Annotated in this window: 13 protein-coding genes; 9 read left to right on the top strand and 4 right to left on the bottom strand. The window is 75.0% G+C overall.

Annotated features, from left to right (window positions below):
• Positions 1-13: 13 nt before the first annotated feature.
• The 4 genes from M8542_RS14245 (at position 14) to M8542_RS14230 (ending at position 5647) form a co-directional block, all read left to right on the top strand.
• Positions 14-484: a hypothetical protein gene (locus M8542_RS14245; RefSeq protein WP_257920601.1), complete on the top strand. Its 471-nt coding sequence runs from the start codon at positions 14-16 to the stop codon at positions 482-484.
• A 39-nt stretch (positions 485-523) separates the two neighbouring features.
• On the top strand, positions 524-1471 hold the full coding sequence (locus tag M8542_RS14240; RefSeq protein ID WP_257920600.1) for a zinc-binding dehydrogenase: 948 nt from the start codon (positions 524-526) through the stop codon (positions 1469-1471).
• A 508-nt stretch (positions 1472-1979) separates the two neighbouring features.
• A complete protein-coding gene (locus tag M8542_RS14235) occupies positions 1980-3854 on the top strand; it encodes a serine/threonine-protein kinase (RefSeq protein ID WP_257920599.1) in 1875 nt (624 codons plus the stop codon).
• The gene (locus tag M8542_RS14230; protein WP_257920598.1) at positions 3851-5647 is read left to right on the top strand and encodes a serine/threonine-protein kinase; all 1797 of its coding nucleotides are present in this window, start codon (positions 3851-3853) and stop codon (positions 5645-5647) included. Before M8542_RS14235 ends, M8542_RS14230 begins: the two co-directional genes overlap by 4 nt.
• A gap of 3 nt (positions 5648-5650) precedes the next feature.
• Here the strand turns inward: M8542_RS14230 and M8542_RS14225 are convergent, their stop codons facing one another.
• Positions 5651-6607 (bottom strand): alpha/beta hydrolase, encoded by a 957-nt coding sequence (locus tag M8542_RS14225; RefSeq protein WP_257920597.1) that lies wholly within the window; start codon positions 6605-6607, stop codon positions 5651-5653.
• Between the two features lie 103 nt (positions 6608-6710).
• Between M8542_RS14225 and M8542_RS14220 the strand changes: the two genes are divergently transcribed.
• Complete coding sequence (locus M8542_RS14220; protein WP_257920596.1) at positions 6711-7733, top strand: helix-turn-helix domain-containing protein; 1023 nt, start codon at positions 6711-6713, stop codon at positions 7731-7733.
• Here M8542_RS14220 and M8542_RS14215 read toward each other — a convergent pair.
• Both M8542_RS14215 and M8542_RS14210 read right to left on the bottom strand, forming a co-directional pair.
• Complete coding sequence (locus tag M8542_RS14215; RefSeq protein ID WP_257920595.1) at positions 7726-8694, bottom strand: TIGR01777 family oxidoreductase; 969 nt, start codon at positions 8692-8694, stop codon at positions 7726-7728. The genes M8542_RS14220 and M8542_RS14215 overlap by 8 nt on opposite strands.
• Positions 8695-8749: 55 nt before the next feature.
• Entirely contained in the window at positions 8750-9628 is an 879-nt protein-coding gene (locus tag M8542_RS14210) for a LysR family transcriptional regulator (protein WP_257920594.1), read from the bottom strand.
• An 85-nt stretch (positions 9629-9713) separates the two neighbouring features.
• Between M8542_RS14210 and M8542_RS14205 the strand changes: the two genes are divergently transcribed.
• The 4 genes from M8542_RS14205 to M8542_RS14190 all read left to right on the top strand — a co-directional run bounded on the left by M8542_RS14205 (position 9714) and on the right by M8542_RS14190 (position 14733).
• Positions 9714-10922 (top strand): MFS transporter, encoded by a 1209-nt coding sequence (locus tag M8542_RS14205; protein WP_257920593.1) that lies wholly within the window; start codon positions 9714-9716, stop codon positions 10920-10922.
• Positions 10923-11205: 283 nt separating this feature from the next.
• A complete protein-coding gene (locus M8542_RS14200) occupies positions 11206-12063 on the top strand; it encodes a universal stress protein (RefSeq protein ID WP_257920592.1) in 858 nt (285 codons plus the stop codon).
• A gap of 61 nt (positions 12064-12124) precedes the next feature.
• Positions 12125-12523: a hypothetical protein gene (locus M8542_RS14195; protein WP_257920591.1), complete on the top strand. Its 399-nt coding sequence runs from the start codon at positions 12125-12127 to the stop codon at positions 12521-12523.
• Between the two features lie 104 nt (positions 12524-12627).
• Positions 12628-14733: an AfsR/SARP family transcriptional regulator gene (locus M8542_RS14190; RefSeq protein ID WP_257920590.1), complete on the top strand. Its 2106-nt coding sequence runs from the start codon at positions 12628-12630 to the stop codon at positions 14731-14733.
• Positions 14734-14926: 193 nt separating this feature from the next.
• On the opposite strand, the gene M8542_RS14185 is transcribed toward M8542_RS14190, so the two are convergent.
• Positions 14927-15934 carry a pectinesterase family protein gene (locus M8542_RS14185; RefSeq protein WP_257920589.1) on the bottom strand — a complete coding sequence of 336 codons (1008 nt, stop codon included), beginning with the start codon at positions 15932-15934 and terminating at the stop codon, positions 14927-14929.
• Positions 15935-15966 lie beyond the last annotated feature (32 nt).

Raw genomic sequence — 15966 nt, 5'->3', positions numbered from 1 at the left:
GAAGGGAAACCAGATGCGCAAGTGGGGACACGCGGCGGTGGGGACGGCGCTGGCCGCGGCGGCGATCGCCGTGCCGGTCACGGCATCGGCCGGGGAGCAGGGCGGCCCGTCGTGCCAACGGGCGTTCGACCACGCCGTGTGGGAGGACATGGACAGCTACAACAAGCGCGACGCCGCCCGCTACCGCGCGATCATCCACCGCGACATGGTCACGGTGGGCCGCAAGGGCAACCTGTACCTCGGGTACGACGCGAACGTGAACCCGGTGCTCGAGCAGTTCAAGGTGCCGTACGAGTATTCGATGCCGTGGACGGTCGTGCACACCGTCGTCGAGAACTGCCAGATGGGTTTCGCGATCCTCGACGCGCACTACCTCGAGCCGGCGCACGGCATCGACCGGCACTACACGATCAGCCTGACGCTGGTGCGCGACCGCGGCCGGTGGCAGGTCGTCAAGGACACGGTCACCGACGTCGTGCCCTGACTTGACTTCAAGCGCCCTTGAAGTTCGAGACTCGGGGACGTGGAAGCGATCATGGCCACCCGCTTCGGCGGGCCGGAAGTGCTGGAAGCCGTCGACCTGCCCGTGCCGGAGCCGGCGGCGGGACAGCTGCGCGTCACTGTCGCCTTCGCCGGCGTGGGGTGGCTGGACACCTTGATCCGGCGGGGCGCGGGCCCCGCCGGGTTCGAGGTGACGCCGCCGTACGTGCCGGGCGGGGCGGTGGCGGGGACGGTGGACGCGGTCGGCCCCGGCGTGCCCGGGGACTGGCTGGGCGCGCGGGTGCTCACCCGGGCGGCCGCCGGTGGCTACGCAGGGGTCGTGGTGGCCGACGCCGGGTTCGCGTTCCGGGTGCCGGACGGGCTGGGGCTGCCCGAGGCACTGGCCGTCCTGGACGACGGCAGCACGGCGCTCGCGTTGCTGGAGCGGACACCGGTCGGCCCGGGCGACGACGTCCTGGTGGTGCCGGGGGTCGGCGGGCTCGGCAGTCTCCTGGTGCAGCTGGCCGGCGCGGCGGGGGCGGCGGTGGTGGCCGGGGTCCGCGGCCCGGAGAAGGTGGAGCTCGCGCGCAAGCTGGGGGTGCGGGCCGTCGACTACGGGGAGCCGGACTGGGCCGGCCGCGTACCGGGCGCGGACGCCGTGTTCGACGGAGTGGGCGGCCCGCTGGGCGCTTCGGCCCTGGCCCTGGTCCGCGACGGCGGGCGGTTTTCGGGCTACGGCATGAGCAGCGGCACGCCGACGGCGTTGACCGAGGCGGACCGCGCCCGGGTGCGGGTGGCGGACATGACCCAGCTCCCGGAGTTCTGGCCCGAGACACCGCGACGGGTGCGGCAAGCGGTCGCGGAGGCCGCGGCGGGGAGGCTGGTGCCGGTGCTCGGCGGGATTTACCCGTTGGCCGAGGCGGCTGCGGCGCACGCGGACATCGAGGGGCGCAGGATGACCGGGAAGCTCCTCCTGCGGGTGGCCGGGTAGCGGGTGGGCAGGCTCGGCGGAGGGCATCGGCGGGCCGGTTCTCGACGGCGGTGAGGGCGCGGCCCGGCTGCGGGTAAGAGCATTGCCCGGCTGCAGGAGAGGCGTTGGCCCGGAGGAAATCCGCCGGGCCAACGCACGGCCGCGGCCACGCGCGACCGGTAACGCTCGCCGGCCCGGCGCAGATCGCCGCCGGGCCATTCTTCCGCCGCGCGGTCGCCCACTGGCGAGCCTCTCCCGCCCGGCAACCGCCGCCCACCAGCGCCCCTCGTGAGCCCGGCGACCGCCGAAACCATCGCGACCCGGCCCCGCCCGAAGCCGCCGCCCACCCACAGCCCCGCCGCACAGCCACCCACCAGGGCCCCGCCGAAAACCACCGAGACCCGGCCCCGCCCGAACCCACCGGCACCCCAGTCCGCGCCCGCTAGCAGATCACCGGACCACCTCCGATCAGCCCGTTCCCGGCCACCGCCGCCCCGCCACGCTCTACCATCGCCCCCGGGAGGTGGGTGTGGAGCCGTTGGGACCGGGTGAGCCCGGGCAGGCCGGGCGGTACCGGCTGCTCGCCGCCGTCGGGGAAGGGGCCATGGGGCGCGTGCTGCTCGGCGTTGCCCCCGATGGGCGGCTGGCCGCCGTCAAGCAGGTGCACCGGGGGTTCGCGCACGATCCCGGCTTCCGTGAACGGTTCCGGCGTGAGGTCGACGTCTCGCGGCTCGTCTCCGGCGCCTACACCGCCGCCGTCATGGACGCCGATCCCGCCGCGGCCACCCCGTGGCTCGCTTCCGTGTTCGTCGCCGGGCCTTCGCTGCAGGAAGCCGTCGACAAGACCGGGCCGCTGCCGCCCGCCGCCGTGCGTCACCTCGCCGGTGGGCTCGCCTCCGCGCTCGTCGGCATCCACCGGGCCGGGCTCGTGCACCGGGACCTCAAGCCCGCCAACGTCCTGCTCGCCGACGACGGCCCCCGCGTCATCGACTTCGGCATCGCCCGCGCCGCGGAAGGCGGCGCCGACCTGACGCACACCGGCGTCATCCTCGGCTCGCCCGCGTTCATTTCGCCGGAGCAGGCCGACGGCCGCCCGCTGACCCCCGCCAGCGACGTCTTCTCCCTCGGCGCGCTGCTCGTCCTCGCCGCCACCGGACGCAGTCCCTTCGCCGGGGCGTCCGGCCCGCAGTCGCTCTACAACGTCGTCCACACGCACCCGGACCTGCGGCTCCTCCCGCCCGAAGTCCGCGCGCTCGTCGAGCCGTGCCTGCTCAAGGACCCCGCCCGCCGCCCGACCCCGGCGCAGCTGCTCGACCTGCTCGGGCCGCTGCCGCCGGTCCAGCGGCCGTGGCCGCCCGCCGTGCACACGCTGATCGCGCGCCGGCAGGCCGAGGTGGCCGGCGTCGTGGCCAAGCCGCCGAAGCCCCGACGCCGCGCTCGCGTCCTGCTCGCCGCCGCGGCCGCCGCCGTCGTCCTGGCCGGCACGATCACCGCGGTCGCCCTGGTCAACGGCGACGACGACGCGACCGCCGCCCCGGCGGGCACCCCCGCGCCGCCGCCGGTCGCGACCACGGCCCCACCCGACCCGGACCCGCTCGGCCCGGACAAGCTCCGCGGCGTCGCCCCCTGCCGGATCCTCCCGTCGGTGCCCGGCACCGGGAAGCTCACGCCGAAGATCGACGTCCACCTCTTCCAATGCACCTACGAGACCACCCAGGGCCAATGGCTGGAGCTGGCCATCGGCGGCCCGGTGACCGCCGGCGGCACCCCGGCCGGCGAGCTCGACGGCCTGCCGCTGAGCCTCGACGACAAGGACAGCGGCTGCACGGCGTCGGTTCCCGTCGTCGACCGCCCCGACACGACGATCGGCGTCGAAGCCAGCCAAGCGGCGAAGCCGTTCGCCAAGCCGTGTGACACGGCGAAAGCCGCGCTCACCGAAGCGGTGCACCGGTTGAAGGCCGGCAGCGTCGATGCCGCACTGCCCCCGGGAAGCCTGGCCGCGACGAACCCGTGCGCCCTGCTCCCGGCGGCGACCGTGCAGCAGGTCGCCGGCCCGGTCTTCGGCGTCGAACCGCGCGGGCTGCACGAGTGCTCCTGGACGGTCGACCGGAAGGTCACGGTGACCCTCGAACGCGGCTCGAAGCCGTTCCAGTCCAAGGATCCCTACTACGACTCGACGGGCACGCTCGACGTCGGCGGCGTCACCGCGTACTTCACGGCCCGGCGTGACGGCCAGGCCTCGACCAGCTGCACCCTGACCTGGGCCCACCGGCCGATCGACGACCGGTCGGCGGAAAACGTCGTCGTCGACTACACCGCCGCCGGCACACCCGCCGTCGACGCGACCTGCCGCAAGGCGCAGGACCTCGCCAAGGCGGCCCGGACCGGACTGCCGAAGCCGTGAAGCCGCTCGAGCCGGGGGACGCCCGGCAAGCCGGGAAGTACCGCCTGGTCGCCGCGCTCGGCGAAGGCGGCATGGGGCGGGTGCTGCTCGGCGTCGCCCCGGACGGGCGGCTCGTCGCGCTCAAGCAGGTGCACCCGGAGTTCGCGCACAACGCCCGCTTCCGCACCCGGTTCCGGCAGGAAGTGCAGGCGTCGCAACGGGTTTCCGGCGCCTTCACCGCCGCGGTCATGGACGCGGACCCGGACGCCGAGACGCCGTGGCTGGCTTCGGTGTTCGTCACCGGCCCGTCGCTGAAGGAAGCCGTCGAAGCGACCGGGCCGCTGCCGGTCGAGTCGGTGCGCCGGCTCGCCGTCGGGCTGGCGACCGCGCTGGGCGAAATCCACCGGGTCGGGCTGATCCACCGCGATCTCAAGCCGGGCAACGTCCTGCTGACCGGCGACGGCCCTCGGGTGATCGACTTCGGCATCGCGCGCGCGGCCGAGGGCGGCAGCGACCTCACCGGCACCGGCGGGATCGTCGGCTCACCGGCGTTCATGTCGCCCGAACAGGCCGAAAGCCGGCCGCTGACCCCGGCGAGCGACGTCTTCTCCCTCGGCGGCCTGCTGGTGATGGCCGCGACCGGCCGTGGCCCGTTCGCCGGCACGACGACGGCGCAGGTGCTCTACAACGTCGTGCACGCCGTGCCCGACCTCAGCGGCGTGCCGCCGGAAGTCCGGCGGCTCGTCGAACCGTGCCTGGCCAAGGATCCGGCCCGGCGGCCGACGCCGCGGCAGCTCCTCGACTTCCTCGGGCCGGTCCCGCCGGGCACCCGGCCGTGGCCGCCGCCGGTCCACGAGCTGATCGGGCGGCAGGAGGACGCGGTGCGCACCGCGCTGTCCTGGCCGGCGCCGCCGCCCGTGCCCGAACCGCCGCGACGACGGCGCTGGGTGCCGCTCGTCACCGCCCTGGCCGTGGTCGCCGCGCTCGCGGCGGGGGCGCTGGTGGCGGTCGGGGTGTTCGCCGCCGATCCCGTGCCCATCGGCGCGAACCTCGACCCGACGAGCGCCGACACCTTGCGCGCCACCGATCCCTGCAAGGTGCTGGACGACGTCCCGGTCTCCGGCGCCGGCACGCTCCGCGCGCCGGACACCGACTACCCCGACATCGACAAGTGCGACTACGGCACCCGCGACGGCGGCAGGATCTCGCTCCACCTGGGCGAGGAGATCAGCCTGATCAACCCGCAGCCCCCCGGCGAGCTCGACGGCCGCCAGGTGCTGTTCAGCACGTCCGGGAAGACCACCTGCTACGCCAGTGTCCAGCTGCCGGCCCAGCCCGCGCTGGGCGTGACGACCGTGGCCGACACGTGCGACCTGGCCAAGACCGCGCTCGGGCAGGCCCTGGCCCGGATCCGGTCGGGCGACGCCCGGTTCGCCCTCTCCCCCGGCTCGCTGCTGCCGCTGGACCCGTGCCGGCTGCTCGACCCGGCCGCGGTGCCGTCGCTCGGCCGCGTCGGCAAGGGCGCCCTGAAACGGCTTCGCGACTGCGAGTGGACCGGCACGACCTCGGTGTCCCTGCACTTCGACAGCTACCCCGACGTGCCGGAGTCCGGCGCCACCCCGGTCGATCTCGGCGGCGTCACCGCCAACCGGATGGTCAGCGGACTGACCTGCGCGCTGAGCTGGAGCCACCGCCAGGCCGCGGGAAAGCAGGCCGAGCAGGTCCGGATCACGGCCACCACGACCAGTGGCGACCCGTGTCCGGCCGTGGTCGCCGTCGGCAAGGAAGTCGTGCGCAGGCTGCCGAAGCCCTGATCCTCAGCCGGTCACCCGCAGGCCGCGGCGCAGCGCCTCGACTTCGTCGGCGAACATCCGGCGCGAGATCGCCGCCGCCTCGACCAGACCGCAGCCGTGGAACGTGCCCGGGTAGTGGCGCAGCTCGGCCGCCACCCCGGCGTGCGCCAGCTCTTGCGCGTAGCGGATTCCCTCGTCGCGCAACGGGTCGAACTGGCACGTCGTCACGAACGCCGGCGGCAGCCCCGCCAGGTCCGTGGCCCGCGCCGGGGCCGCGTAGGGCGAGACGTCCTCGCCGCCGGGCTCCCGGCCGAGGTAGCTGGTCCAGCTGAACACCGCGTTCGGCCGGTTCCAGACCGGCGTGTCGGTGTAGTCGCGCATCGACGGCGTGTCGAGCCGGTCGTCCAGCTCCGGGATCCCGAGGTACTGGAAGCACAGCGCCGGGCCGCCGCGGTCCCGCGCCAGCAGCGCCACCGCGGCCGACAGCCCGCCGCCGGCGCTTTCCCCGGCCACGCCCAGGCGGGCGGGGTCGATGCCCAGCTCGGCCGCCTTGGCCGCGGTCCAGGTCAGCGCCGCGTAGCAGTCCTCCACCGGGGCCGGGAACGGGTGCTCGGGCGCCAGCCGGTAGTCGACCGACACGATCACGATCCCCAGCTCGTCGACCAGGCGCAGCAGCGGCCCGTGGAACGTCTCCAGGTCGCCGAGGACGAACCCGCCGCCGTGGATGTAGAGCAGGCCCGGCACCGCGCCGGCCCGGTCGGCGGGCGAGTAGACGCGCACCGGGACGTCCGGGGCGTCGGACGGGCCGGGGATCGCCGTGTCGCGGACATCGACGGGCCGCGCCGGCTCGTACGCCGGCACGAGATTTTCCAGCCCGGCCGCCGAAGCACGCACGGCCAGCAGCGCTTCGTAGTCGGTCAGGACGACCGGCGGAACCATGTCCAGCCACGGCAGGAGCTCGGGATCGATCGCGTAGGTCATGACCCGATCATCGGCCGCGGGCCCGCCCCCGGCCACCGCCACGCGGCGGGCGTTCCCGGGCCACGGCTCGCCATCCGGCGGCGGGCGCGCCTATCGTGACGGCATGAAAGGCCTGCTGCTGCGGCTGTCCGGGCTCGACGCCGACGCCGAGAACGCCGTGCGGGTGATCGGGTTCTTCGACCGGCTGATCACCGCCCGCGCGGATCTGGACGCGCTGGTGTGCAGCACGGCCGAGCTCGCCGGCTGCCCGGTCGGCGTGCACGCGCCCGGCCAAGGGCTGTCGCTGCGCGCGGAGCCGGGCGGGCCCGCCGTCGCGCCCGGCTCGCCGCCGCCGGGCGCGGCCACGCGCGAGCTCGAGGGCGGCGTGCTGGTCTGGGTGGCTCGGACCGGTGCGCCCATCCCGCTCGACGACATGCTGCTGGAGCGCTTCGCGATCGCCACCGCGATCCTGCTGGCGCACAACCGCGTGCCCCGTCCCGAGCTCGGCGACCCCGCGCTGGTCGAGCTGGTGCTGTCGGCGGACGTCGGCACGGCCGAGCGCGCCCGGGCCCTGCACCTGCTCGGTTTCGGCCCCGCGGCACGGGTGCGCGTGCTGGCCGGCACCGGCGTCGACGCGCTCGCCGGGCGGTCGGCGCGGCTGGGCGCGGTGCGGGCGGTGCTGACCACCGGCGAGGTGCCCGCGGAGCTGCCCGACGGCGGCCGGGCGGGGGTCGGCCCGGAGCTGCCGGCCATCGACGCCGCCCGGTCGTGGACGGCCGCCCGGACCGCACTGCGGTTCACCTCGGCCACCGAGCCGGTGGTGTGGTGGGAACGCCTCGGCAGTCTCGCCGAGCTCGCGGGCAAGCTCGGCGCCGCGGACCTGGCGGAGCTGACCGACGTCCGCGCGCTCGACCGGCTGGCGGCCGAGCCGCACGGCGAAGACGCCTTGGCCACGCTCACCGCGTTGTGCGCCACCGGCTCGGCGCGCAAGGCGGCGGTGGCGGTGCACCGCCACCACAGCACGATGCCCGCGCGCCTCGCGCGCGCCGAGGCCGTCTTGGGCTTCGACGTCGACACCCCGGCCGGCCGGTTCCGGCTCCACCTGGCCCTCATGTTGCGGCGGCTGCGGGACAACAGCGTCAGCTGACCGTCCTGAGTGGACTGCGAGTGCGCCCCACCAGATCCACGGCCGCGGCGCGCCACTCGGGATGGTCGAACTCGAACCCCGCGTCGAGCAACCGGCCCGGCACCACCCGGCGGCTCTTGAGCAGCAGCTCCGGGTCGCTGCGCAGCGCGAACGCTCCGATCGCGGCCATCCAGCGCGTCGCGGGCAGGCCGAACGGGACGCGCGCGGCCGCGCGCAGCTCGCGCAGGAAGTCGCGGTAGGGCAACGGTTCCGGGGCGGCCAGGTTCACCGGCCCGGACACGTCGTCGCACGCGATGAGGAAGTCGATCACGCGGACCAGGTCGGCTTCGTGGATCCACGACATGTACTGCCGCCCGCCGGCGACCGGGCCGCCCAGGCCCAGGCGGGTCAGCCGCAGCAGCATCTCGAACGCGCCACCGGGTTCGGGGCTCATCACCATCGCCGTGCGCAGCGCGACCTTGCGGGTGTGCGGGGTGTCGGCGAGCCGCTGCTCGCGCTCCCACGCGCGGGCGATGTCGACGCTGTAGGCCCAGTAGGCGGGCACGCCCGGCTCGTCACCGCCGATGACGCCGGTGGTCTCGTCGTTCGGGGCGTCGTGGCGGTGGGCGTAGATCGTCGCGGTGCTCATCTGCAGCCAGACCCGCGGCGGGTGCGCGGCCCGCTCGATCGCGCCGCCGACGACCCGCGCCGAGTCGATCCGCGAGTTCCACATCTCGCGCAGGTTGGCCTGCGTGTAGCGGCAGTTCACCGACCGGCCGGCCAGGTTGAGCACGACGTCGCCGCCGTCGATCTCGTGCGTCCATTTTCCGGCACCGCGGCCGTCCCACCGGACGTGCCGCACGCCCGGCTCCGGTTCGGCCTCCCGCCGGGTGAGCACGACGACCTCGTGGCCGCGGCCGACGAGCGAGCGGCTCAGCACGCGCCCCAGGTGCCCGGTTCCCCCGGGTATGACGACCTTCATGGTTCCCCCTTCACTCCTCCGCCACCGCCCACCGTACCGAAAGAGTTGAACGTGTTCAAATATCGCTCTCGACCAGGTCCAGCAGCGTCCGCAGCGCCCGGCTGGGTGGCTTCGCCCCCGACGTCACGAGGTTGAGCGGCCAGTCCAGCCCGCCGGCCAGGGGCCGGACGACGACGTCGGGCCCCTCCGGCGCGGGGGTGTCCGGGACGACGGCGACACCGAGACCGGCCCGGACGTAGCCGGGCACGGTCCGCAGGTCGGCCACCTCGACGGTGACCCGCCGCGGCGCGGCGACGGCGTCGAACGCGCGGTCCATGGCGACGCGGTTGCCGAACCCGCGCGGTGTGTCGATGAACGACTCGCCGGCCAGGTCCGCGAGCCGCACCGCGCGCCGGCCCGCCAGCCGGTGGGTTTCCGGCAGCAGCACCACGAACGGCCGGGTGGCGACCCGCAGCACGGCCAGGCCGGCCAGGTCGGTCTCGGGCAGGCCGACCAGCGCGGCGTCGAGGCGGCCCTGGCGAACCTCGTCGGCGAGCCCGGTCGAGCCGGTGATCGACACCGTCACGTGGATGTCGACGAGCGGGTGCCGCCGGTGGAACGCGCCGAGCAGGCGGGGCAGGTCGAGGCCCGGAACCGAGGTCAGCGTGCCGATGCGGAGGCTGCCGCGCAGGCCTTCCGACGCTTCCTGGACCGTCGCGCGGGCGCGTTCCAGCGCCTCGATCGCGGCCTTCGCCTCCGGCAGGAACGCGGCACCCGCGGCGGACAGCGCGACCCGGCGGGTCGAGCGGTCGAACAGCCGGGCGCCGAGCTCGGTCTCCAGCGCCCGGACGGCGGCGGACACGGTGGACTGCACGGCGAACAGCCGCTGGGCGGCCCGGGTGAAGCTGAGCTCCTCGGCCACGGCGACGAAGTACTCGAGCTGACGCGTCTCCATTCATCGATCGTAGCGATAACTCGGACCAGGACTTTTCGTTGGACTTGCTGAGTCGCCGGGGACATCGTGGAGTGCGGAAGATCCCTTGACGTCCTGGAAGGTCCCGATGTCGCTCACCCTCGCCCCGGCCCGGCTCCGCGTGAGCCACGGCCTGGGGTTCCGCGTCGTCGCGGTCGCATTCGCGACCGCGCTGGCGTTCTCCACCGTCCCGACCCCGCTGTACGCGCTTTACCAGCAGCGGGACGGGTTTCCCACGTTCGTCGTCACCGTGGTCTTCGCCGCGTACGCGGTCGGGGTGATGCTGAGCCTGTACCTGGCCGGGCACGTGAGCGACTGGCTGGGCCGCCGCCGGGTGCTGCTCGCCGGGGTGCTGGCCGAGGCCTTCGCGGCGGCGCTGTTCCTGCTGTGGCCGGAGGTCCCCGGTCTGATCGTCGCCCGCCTGGTCAGCGGCGCGGGAATCGGCGTGATCACCGCGACGGCGACCGCGCACCTGTCGGAGCTGCGCCCGCGGACGAAGCCCGGTCTCGTCGCGACGGTGGTCAACGCGGGCGGTCTCGCCCTCGGCCCGCTGGCCGGCGGCCTGTTCGCGCGGTTCGCCGCCGAGCCGCTCCGGACGCCGTTCGCGGTGTTCCTCGTGGTGCTGCTGCTGGAGGCGATCGCGGTGAGCCTGGTGCCGGAGACGGTCGAGCGCCGCGAGGAGCGCCCGGCGTACCGGCCGCAGCGGCTGTCCCTGCCGCCCGCGGCCCGGCGGGAGTTCACCGGCGCGGCGATCGGAGCGTTCGCGGCGTTCGCGTTGAGCGGGCTGTTCATGGCACTGGCGCCGACGTTGCTGGCCCACGAGCTGCACCAGCCGTCCCGCCTGCTGGCCGGGCTGGCGCCGTTCACGATGCTCGGCGCGGCGGCCGTGGCCCAGCTCGTGTTCGCCCGCATCGGCTTCCGTCCGCAGCTGCGGGCCGGCTACGCGCTGATGGCCGGCGGCTTGGTGCTGCTGGCGGGGGCGGCGTTCGCGGGATCCCTGCCGTGGTTCTTCGCGGCGGGCGCCGTGGCCGGGGCCGGGTTCGGGCTGGGGTTCCGGGCCTCGGTCGGCACCGTCGCCGGGCTGGCGGACGAGTTGACGCGCGGAGAAGTGCTGGCGGCGTTGTTCCTGGCGGCGTACGCGGGGTTGGTGGCGCCGGTGCTGGCGGTCGGGCTGGCGATGCTGGTGGCCCCGGGGACGGTGGTGCTGGCGGGCTTCGCGGCGGTGGAGCTGGTGTTGCTGGGCTGGTCGGCACGGCGGACGCTCGGCCGGGCCTAACCGGCTGAGCCGGAGCGAGGGAGCGGCGGCAACGGTTGGAGCAAGAGCGCGACTTCGCCTGGCTCGTATTCGGCTGCGCTCGGCCCGCTCGACCCAGCCCCGACGGAGAAAGGCGGGCGGGCACGCCGGCTTCGCGGGCGCCCCCGCGGCGGCCGCGGACGGCGCTACTCCCCACACCCCGGCGGGTACGCGGGCCATGGCCGGGCACGCCAAGCCCGCGGCACCCGCCCCCAGTGCCGCGAAAAGCACCGCTCCCCACACTCACCGGGCATAGAGTCTTCGGATGACCGCCACCGGATCGATCGTCTGCGGGGCCGACGGCTCCGCCGAGTCGCTCGACGCCGTCCGGTGGGCCGCGCGGACCTCCCGGCTGCGCGGCGCTCCCCTCGAAATCGTCCACGCCCTCGACCTTCCCGCGCTGCTGGCCGGCGGGGTCGTGCCGCCGCCGGAAGAAATGGTCGACGCCCTGCGTGCCCGCGGACGACGTGCGCTGCGGACCGCCTGCGAGCTCGCCGTCGCGAAGGGTGGGCCGTCCGTCGGCTCGCGGCTCGATTCCGACCGCGCCGCCCAAGCCCTGATCGAGGCGTCGCGGGCCGCCGCGCTGCTCGTGGTCGGGTCCGCCGGGCACGGGCGGCTCACCAGCCTGCTCGCCGGCTCCGTCGCCGCGGCCGTCGGGACCCACGGGCACTGCGACACCGTCGTCGTCCGCGGGGACCGGTGGGACGAGCCCGGCGCCGCGCACCGGCCGGTCGTCGCCGGGGTCGACGGCAGCGAAGCCGGCGACCGGGTGCTCGCCGCCGCCGTCGCCGAAGCCCGCCTGCGCGGCGCTCCCCTCGTCGTCCTCCACGCCTGGGCGGACACCCCGCCCCCGCGCGACGATCCGCGCTGCGTCACCGAAGCCGGCCGCCGGCTGCTCGAAGAACGGCTCCACGGCCTCGACACCGGTGATCTCGCGCTCGAGCAGGTCGTGGTGGCCGCCCACCCCCGGCGCGAGCTGGTCGAGCGCAGTGGCGACGCCCAGCTCGTCGTGCTCGGCGACCGCGGCCGCGGCGGTTTCCCCGGGCTGCTGCTCGGCTCCACCGGCCAGGCCCTGCTGCACCAAGCCGCCTGCCCGGTACTGCTCGTCCGCACCGCCCGGTGAAGGGAAGCGCCACGGAAGCCGGTTCCGGCAGGATGGCGGCCGAGGCGTTCAGGAGGAAGACATGAAGACTGCGGTGCTCGTCGCGACGCTGGCCCTGGCCTGCGCGGCCCCGGCCGAGGCGGCGACCGTCAAGCAGGTCACGAGCACCTGCCACGACGGTGGCTTCAGCGGGCGGTTCACCCTGCGGTTCGAGACGTCGGGTGGCTACCACCGGCCGCTCGGCGCGATCACCACCGCGGGCCCGTACATCGGCGACAGCGGCACCCAGTCGCTGCGGATCTCCTACCAGGCCGGGACGTCGACCCACACGGTCTACACCCACGTCGGCCCGGCGACGAACGGCGAGCACACCGAAACGTTCCCCGCCGGGCTGACGATCCCGGTCACCGCCCGCGGCTCGGCGGCCATGACCTTCGACAGCGGCACGGCCTCGTGCGTCGCGACCGTGCCGATCGGCTAGGACCCGTTCGTCGACGCTGCTTTCCGTCCTGACGACGTATCCCGGACGCGCGCGGACGCTCCTGTAGGCCGAAGCGCGGACGTGTCCGCGGCGAAGGGGCGGGAATGGGCGCGAGCGGGGTGGACCTCGGAGTGCTGGGACCGTTCGAGGTCCGGATCGGCGGCGAGCCGCGGGACGTCGGCGGGCCGCGCCTGCGGACGCTGCTGGCCGTGCTGGCGGCCGAGCCGGGCCGCGTCGTGAGCGTTGCCGCGCTCGGCCGGGCGCTCTGGGGCGACCGGCTGCCCGAGCACGCCGACCGGACCGTGCGGACCTACTTTTCGCGGCTGCGCGCCACCGTGGACCCGAACCTGATCCTGACGCGGTCGCCGGGCTACGTACTGCACGTGCCGCCGGAGGCGCTCGACTCGGCGCGGTTCGAGCAGCTCGCCGCGGACGGACGGCGGGCGCTTTCGGCCGGCGAACCCCGCCTCGCGCGCGAGCACCTGCGCGCGGCGCTGGCGCTGTGGCGCGGGAACGCCTACGAGGAGTTCGGCGGCGTCGAAGTCCTGAAGGCGGAGGGGATGCGGCTGGAGCGATTGCGGCACAACGCCGTCCAGGACCGGATCGACGCCGACCTCGCGACCGGTGAGGACGCCGGGCTGATCGCGGAGCTGGAGAAGCTGACCACCGCGTTCCCCGGCCACGAACGGCTGTGGGCGCAGCTGATGACCGCGCTCTACCGCGCCGGCCGCCAAGGTGACGCCCTCGAGGCGTTCCGCCAGGCGCGGCACGGGTTGATCACGGCGTCGGGGGTCGAGCCGTCGCCGGTGCTGGCGCAGGTGCACCGCCAGGTCCTCGCCCAGGACCCGGTGCTGCTCGCGGCGCGGCCCGGGATCGTGGTCACCGCCCCGGACGACGCGCTGGCCGCCGGGGAGCACGCGCTGCTCGAGGACGGCGACCTGCGGACCAGCCGGGAGCAGTTCGAGACCGCCTACCGCCGCGCCGAGCAGACCGGCGACACCGACGCGCTCGCGCGGGCGGCGCTGGGCCTGGGCGGGGTGTGGGTGCACGAGCACCGGACGGCCGCCGCGGCGGCGTCGCTGGTGACGCGGCTGCGGCACGCACTGGGCCGGCTGGACCCGGCGGCGCCGCTGGCCCGCCGGCTCCGGATCCGGCTCGCCGGCGAAGAGGATTACCCGGACGGCACGTCCGGCCGGATCCTGGCCCTGGTCGACGAGGCCCGGGCGGCGGGCGACCCGGTCGCGCACGCCGAGGCGCTGAGCCTGGCCCACCACTGCCTGCTCGGCCCCGGCCACACGGACCTGCGGCACGCCCTCGCCACCGAGCTGGTCGGCATGAGCGGCCGGTCCGGGCGGCGCACGGACCTGGTGCTGGGGGTCGTGTGGGACACGGTCGACCTCTTCCTGGCCGGTGACCCGCACGCCCAGCGGCGGCTCGGCGAGCTCGAAGACCTCCTCGCCGCGCGCAAGCACCTGGCCGCCGGGTTCGTGGCCGACGCGCTCGGCGTCATGCTCGCCATCCGGGCGGGTCGGTTCGCCGAGGCCGAAGCGGGCGCGCAGGCCTGCGCGGAGCTCGGGCAGGCGGCGGGTGACCTGGACGCGCTCGGCTGGTACGGCGCGCAGCTGGTGGCGATCCGGTGGTTCCAGGGCCGGCTGGGCGAGCTCGTCCCGGTGCTGGACGGGCTGATGCACTCCCCGACCCTCAGCCCGGTCGACAACTCCTACTACGCGGCGCTGGCCGTGGCGGCTGCTTCGGCGGGCGACCGCCGGACGGCGGCGGGCGCGCTGGCGCGGCTGTGCGGCGACGACCTCGGGGCGCTCCCGCGGTCGAGCACCTGGCTGATTTCCCTGAGCGGCGCGGCCGAAACGGCGTACCTGCTCGACGACGGCCCGACGGCGGCCCGGGTGGCCGAGCTGCTCGTGCCGTTCGCGCACCTGCCGGCGATGGCGAGCCTGGGCATCGCGTGCTTCGGCTCGGTCCACACGTCGCTGGGCACGGCGGCCCTCACGACGGGCGACCTGGACCGCGCGGAGCAGCACCTGCGGGTCGCCGTCCGCCACAACCTGGCCCTCAGCCACTGGCCGGCGGTGGTGTTCGCCCGGCGCCGCCACGCTCAAGCTCTCGTGCGGCGTGGGTTGCCGGGAGATTCGGCGGCAGCGGACCGGGAACGGGCGGCCGCCGAGGAAGAAGCACGCACCTTCACCTCGTGAGCCCGCCGGGAACTCGGAATTACCGCGGTTATCCCCCGCTCGCCCCGGGAACCACCGGCGCCCGAGCGAAAGGGATCCCGCGCATGTTCCGGCGTCGCCTCCGGCAACCCTGCTGGCCGACTTCCGCGTCAAGGGCACGGCGATGGGCAAGGCCAAGGCGGTCAAGAACAAGCTGAAGTGGGCGGACGCCCGGTCAGTGCACGGGGTTCCACCCGTCGCTCCCGGCGAGGTACCGCTGTGCCGTGTACGTGGCGGCCTGCGCGGCCGTGAGCTGCGGCCGGTCGGCGCCCGTGCCCGCCCCCGGGCCGGTGTTGCGGTACTCCGCGAACCGGGCGTCCTTCCACGAAAACCCCGACATGTCCGTCCACGGCGTGGGCTTGATCGCCGCCGGCAGCACGGTTTCGCGGATGACGACCTGCGCGATGGCGTCGACATCCCCGCCCGGGTGCCACGGCCGGCCCAGGTAGAAGCTGGCGCCCGCCGCCGGGCTGAGCACCTTGCTGCCGACGATCAGGAAGCCGTACGGGTTGCCGCGCCGGGTGCTCGCCGCGGTCAGATAGCCGTTGGGGTTCGAGCCGCGGTCGAGCGCGGTGATCGTCGCCCGGTCGAACACCGCGGTGGCGCGCCCGAACAGGAAGTCGACGTCGCCGCTGATCTCACAGGCACGGTAGTACTGGCGGCCCACCGCCGCGGTCGCCGCGGTGTCGGCGTAGAGCGTGTCCTGGTGCCCGAGGAAGGTGACGTTGTCGAAGACCATCCGGTCGCCGGTCGTCTTGACCGCGACCGCCTGGGTGGCGGTGATCTCCGGGTGGGCTTTGCGGTCGAAGGAGTTGCGGAAGGTCACCGCCGTCGCGGTGAAGCCGTTCGCGGCGATCGTCGCCGTCGCGCTGCCGGTGGTGCCGTAGGTCGAGCCGTCCGGCTTCTTCGTGCCGCTGGCGTTGTCGTAGTCGACGACGACGTCGGCGGCCTTGCCGGTGGTGCCGCGCAGGGTGATCCCGGTCTTGGCCGCGGGCACGGTGATCACCTCGTGGTAGGTCCCGGGCTTGACCGACACCGTGCCGCCGGCGACGACGGCGTCGATCCCGGCCTGGACGGTGGTGTAGTTCCCGGAGCCGTCCTTGGCCACGACGACGTTCGCGGCCGCGGGCGGGACCGACGTCGTCCCGGTCAGGAGCGAAGCGAGGAGCAGGGTTTTCCACATGACGCCTCCACGAAAAGCCGCCGGGGGCGGCG

This window comes from Amycolatopsis iheyensis (assembly GCF_024703995.1).
Classification (GTDB): domain Bacteria; phylum Actinomycetota; class Actinomycetes; order Mycobacteriales; family Pseudonocardiaceae; genus Amycolatopsis; species Amycolatopsis iheyensis.
Note: the sequence above shows the minus strand (reverse complement) of the source record. Positions and strands in the feature narration are given on the sequence as shown.

What these genes read in the sequence shown, in the direction of transcription:
- M8542_RS14245 (WP_257920601.1), top strand. Translation starts at nt 14, where the DNA reads ATGCGCAAGTGGGGACACGCGGCGGTGGGGACGGCGCTGGCCGCGGCG.
- M8542_RS14215 (WP_257920595.1), bottom strand. Translation starts at nt 8,694, where the DNA reads ATGAAGGTCGTCATACCCGGGGGAACCGGGCACCTGGGGCGCGTGCTG.
- M8542_RS14210 (WP_257920594.1), bottom strand. Translation starts at nt 9,628, where the DNA reads ATGGAGACGCGTCAGCTCGAGTACTTCGTCGCCGTGGCCGAGGAGCTC.
- M8542_RS14220 (WP_257920596.1), top strand. Translation starts at nt 6,711, where the DNA reads ATGAAAGGCCTGCTGCTGCGGCTGTCCGGGCTCGACGCCGACGCCGAG.
- M8542_RS14200 (WP_257920592.1), top strand. Translation starts at nt 11,206, where the DNA reads ATGACCGCCACCGGATCGATCGTCTGCGGGGCCGACGGCTCCGCCGAG.
- M8542_RS14185 (WP_257920589.1), bottom strand. Translation starts at nt 15,934, where the DNA reads ATGTGGAAAACCCTGCTCCTCGCTTCGCTCCTGACCGGGACGACGTCG.
- M8542_RS14190 (WP_257920590.1), top strand. Translation starts at nt 12,628, where the DNA reads ATGGGCGCGAGCGGGGTGGACCTCGGAGTGCTGGGACCGTTCGAGGTC.
- M8542_RS14225 (WP_257920597.1), bottom strand. Translation starts at nt 6,607, where the DNA reads ATGACCTACGCGATCGATCCCGAGCTCCTGCCGTGGCTGGACATGGTT.
- M8542_RS14195 (WP_257920591.1), top strand. Translation starts at nt 12,125, where the DNA reads ATGAAGACTGCGGTGCTCGTCGCGACGCTGGCCCTGGCCTGCGCGGCC.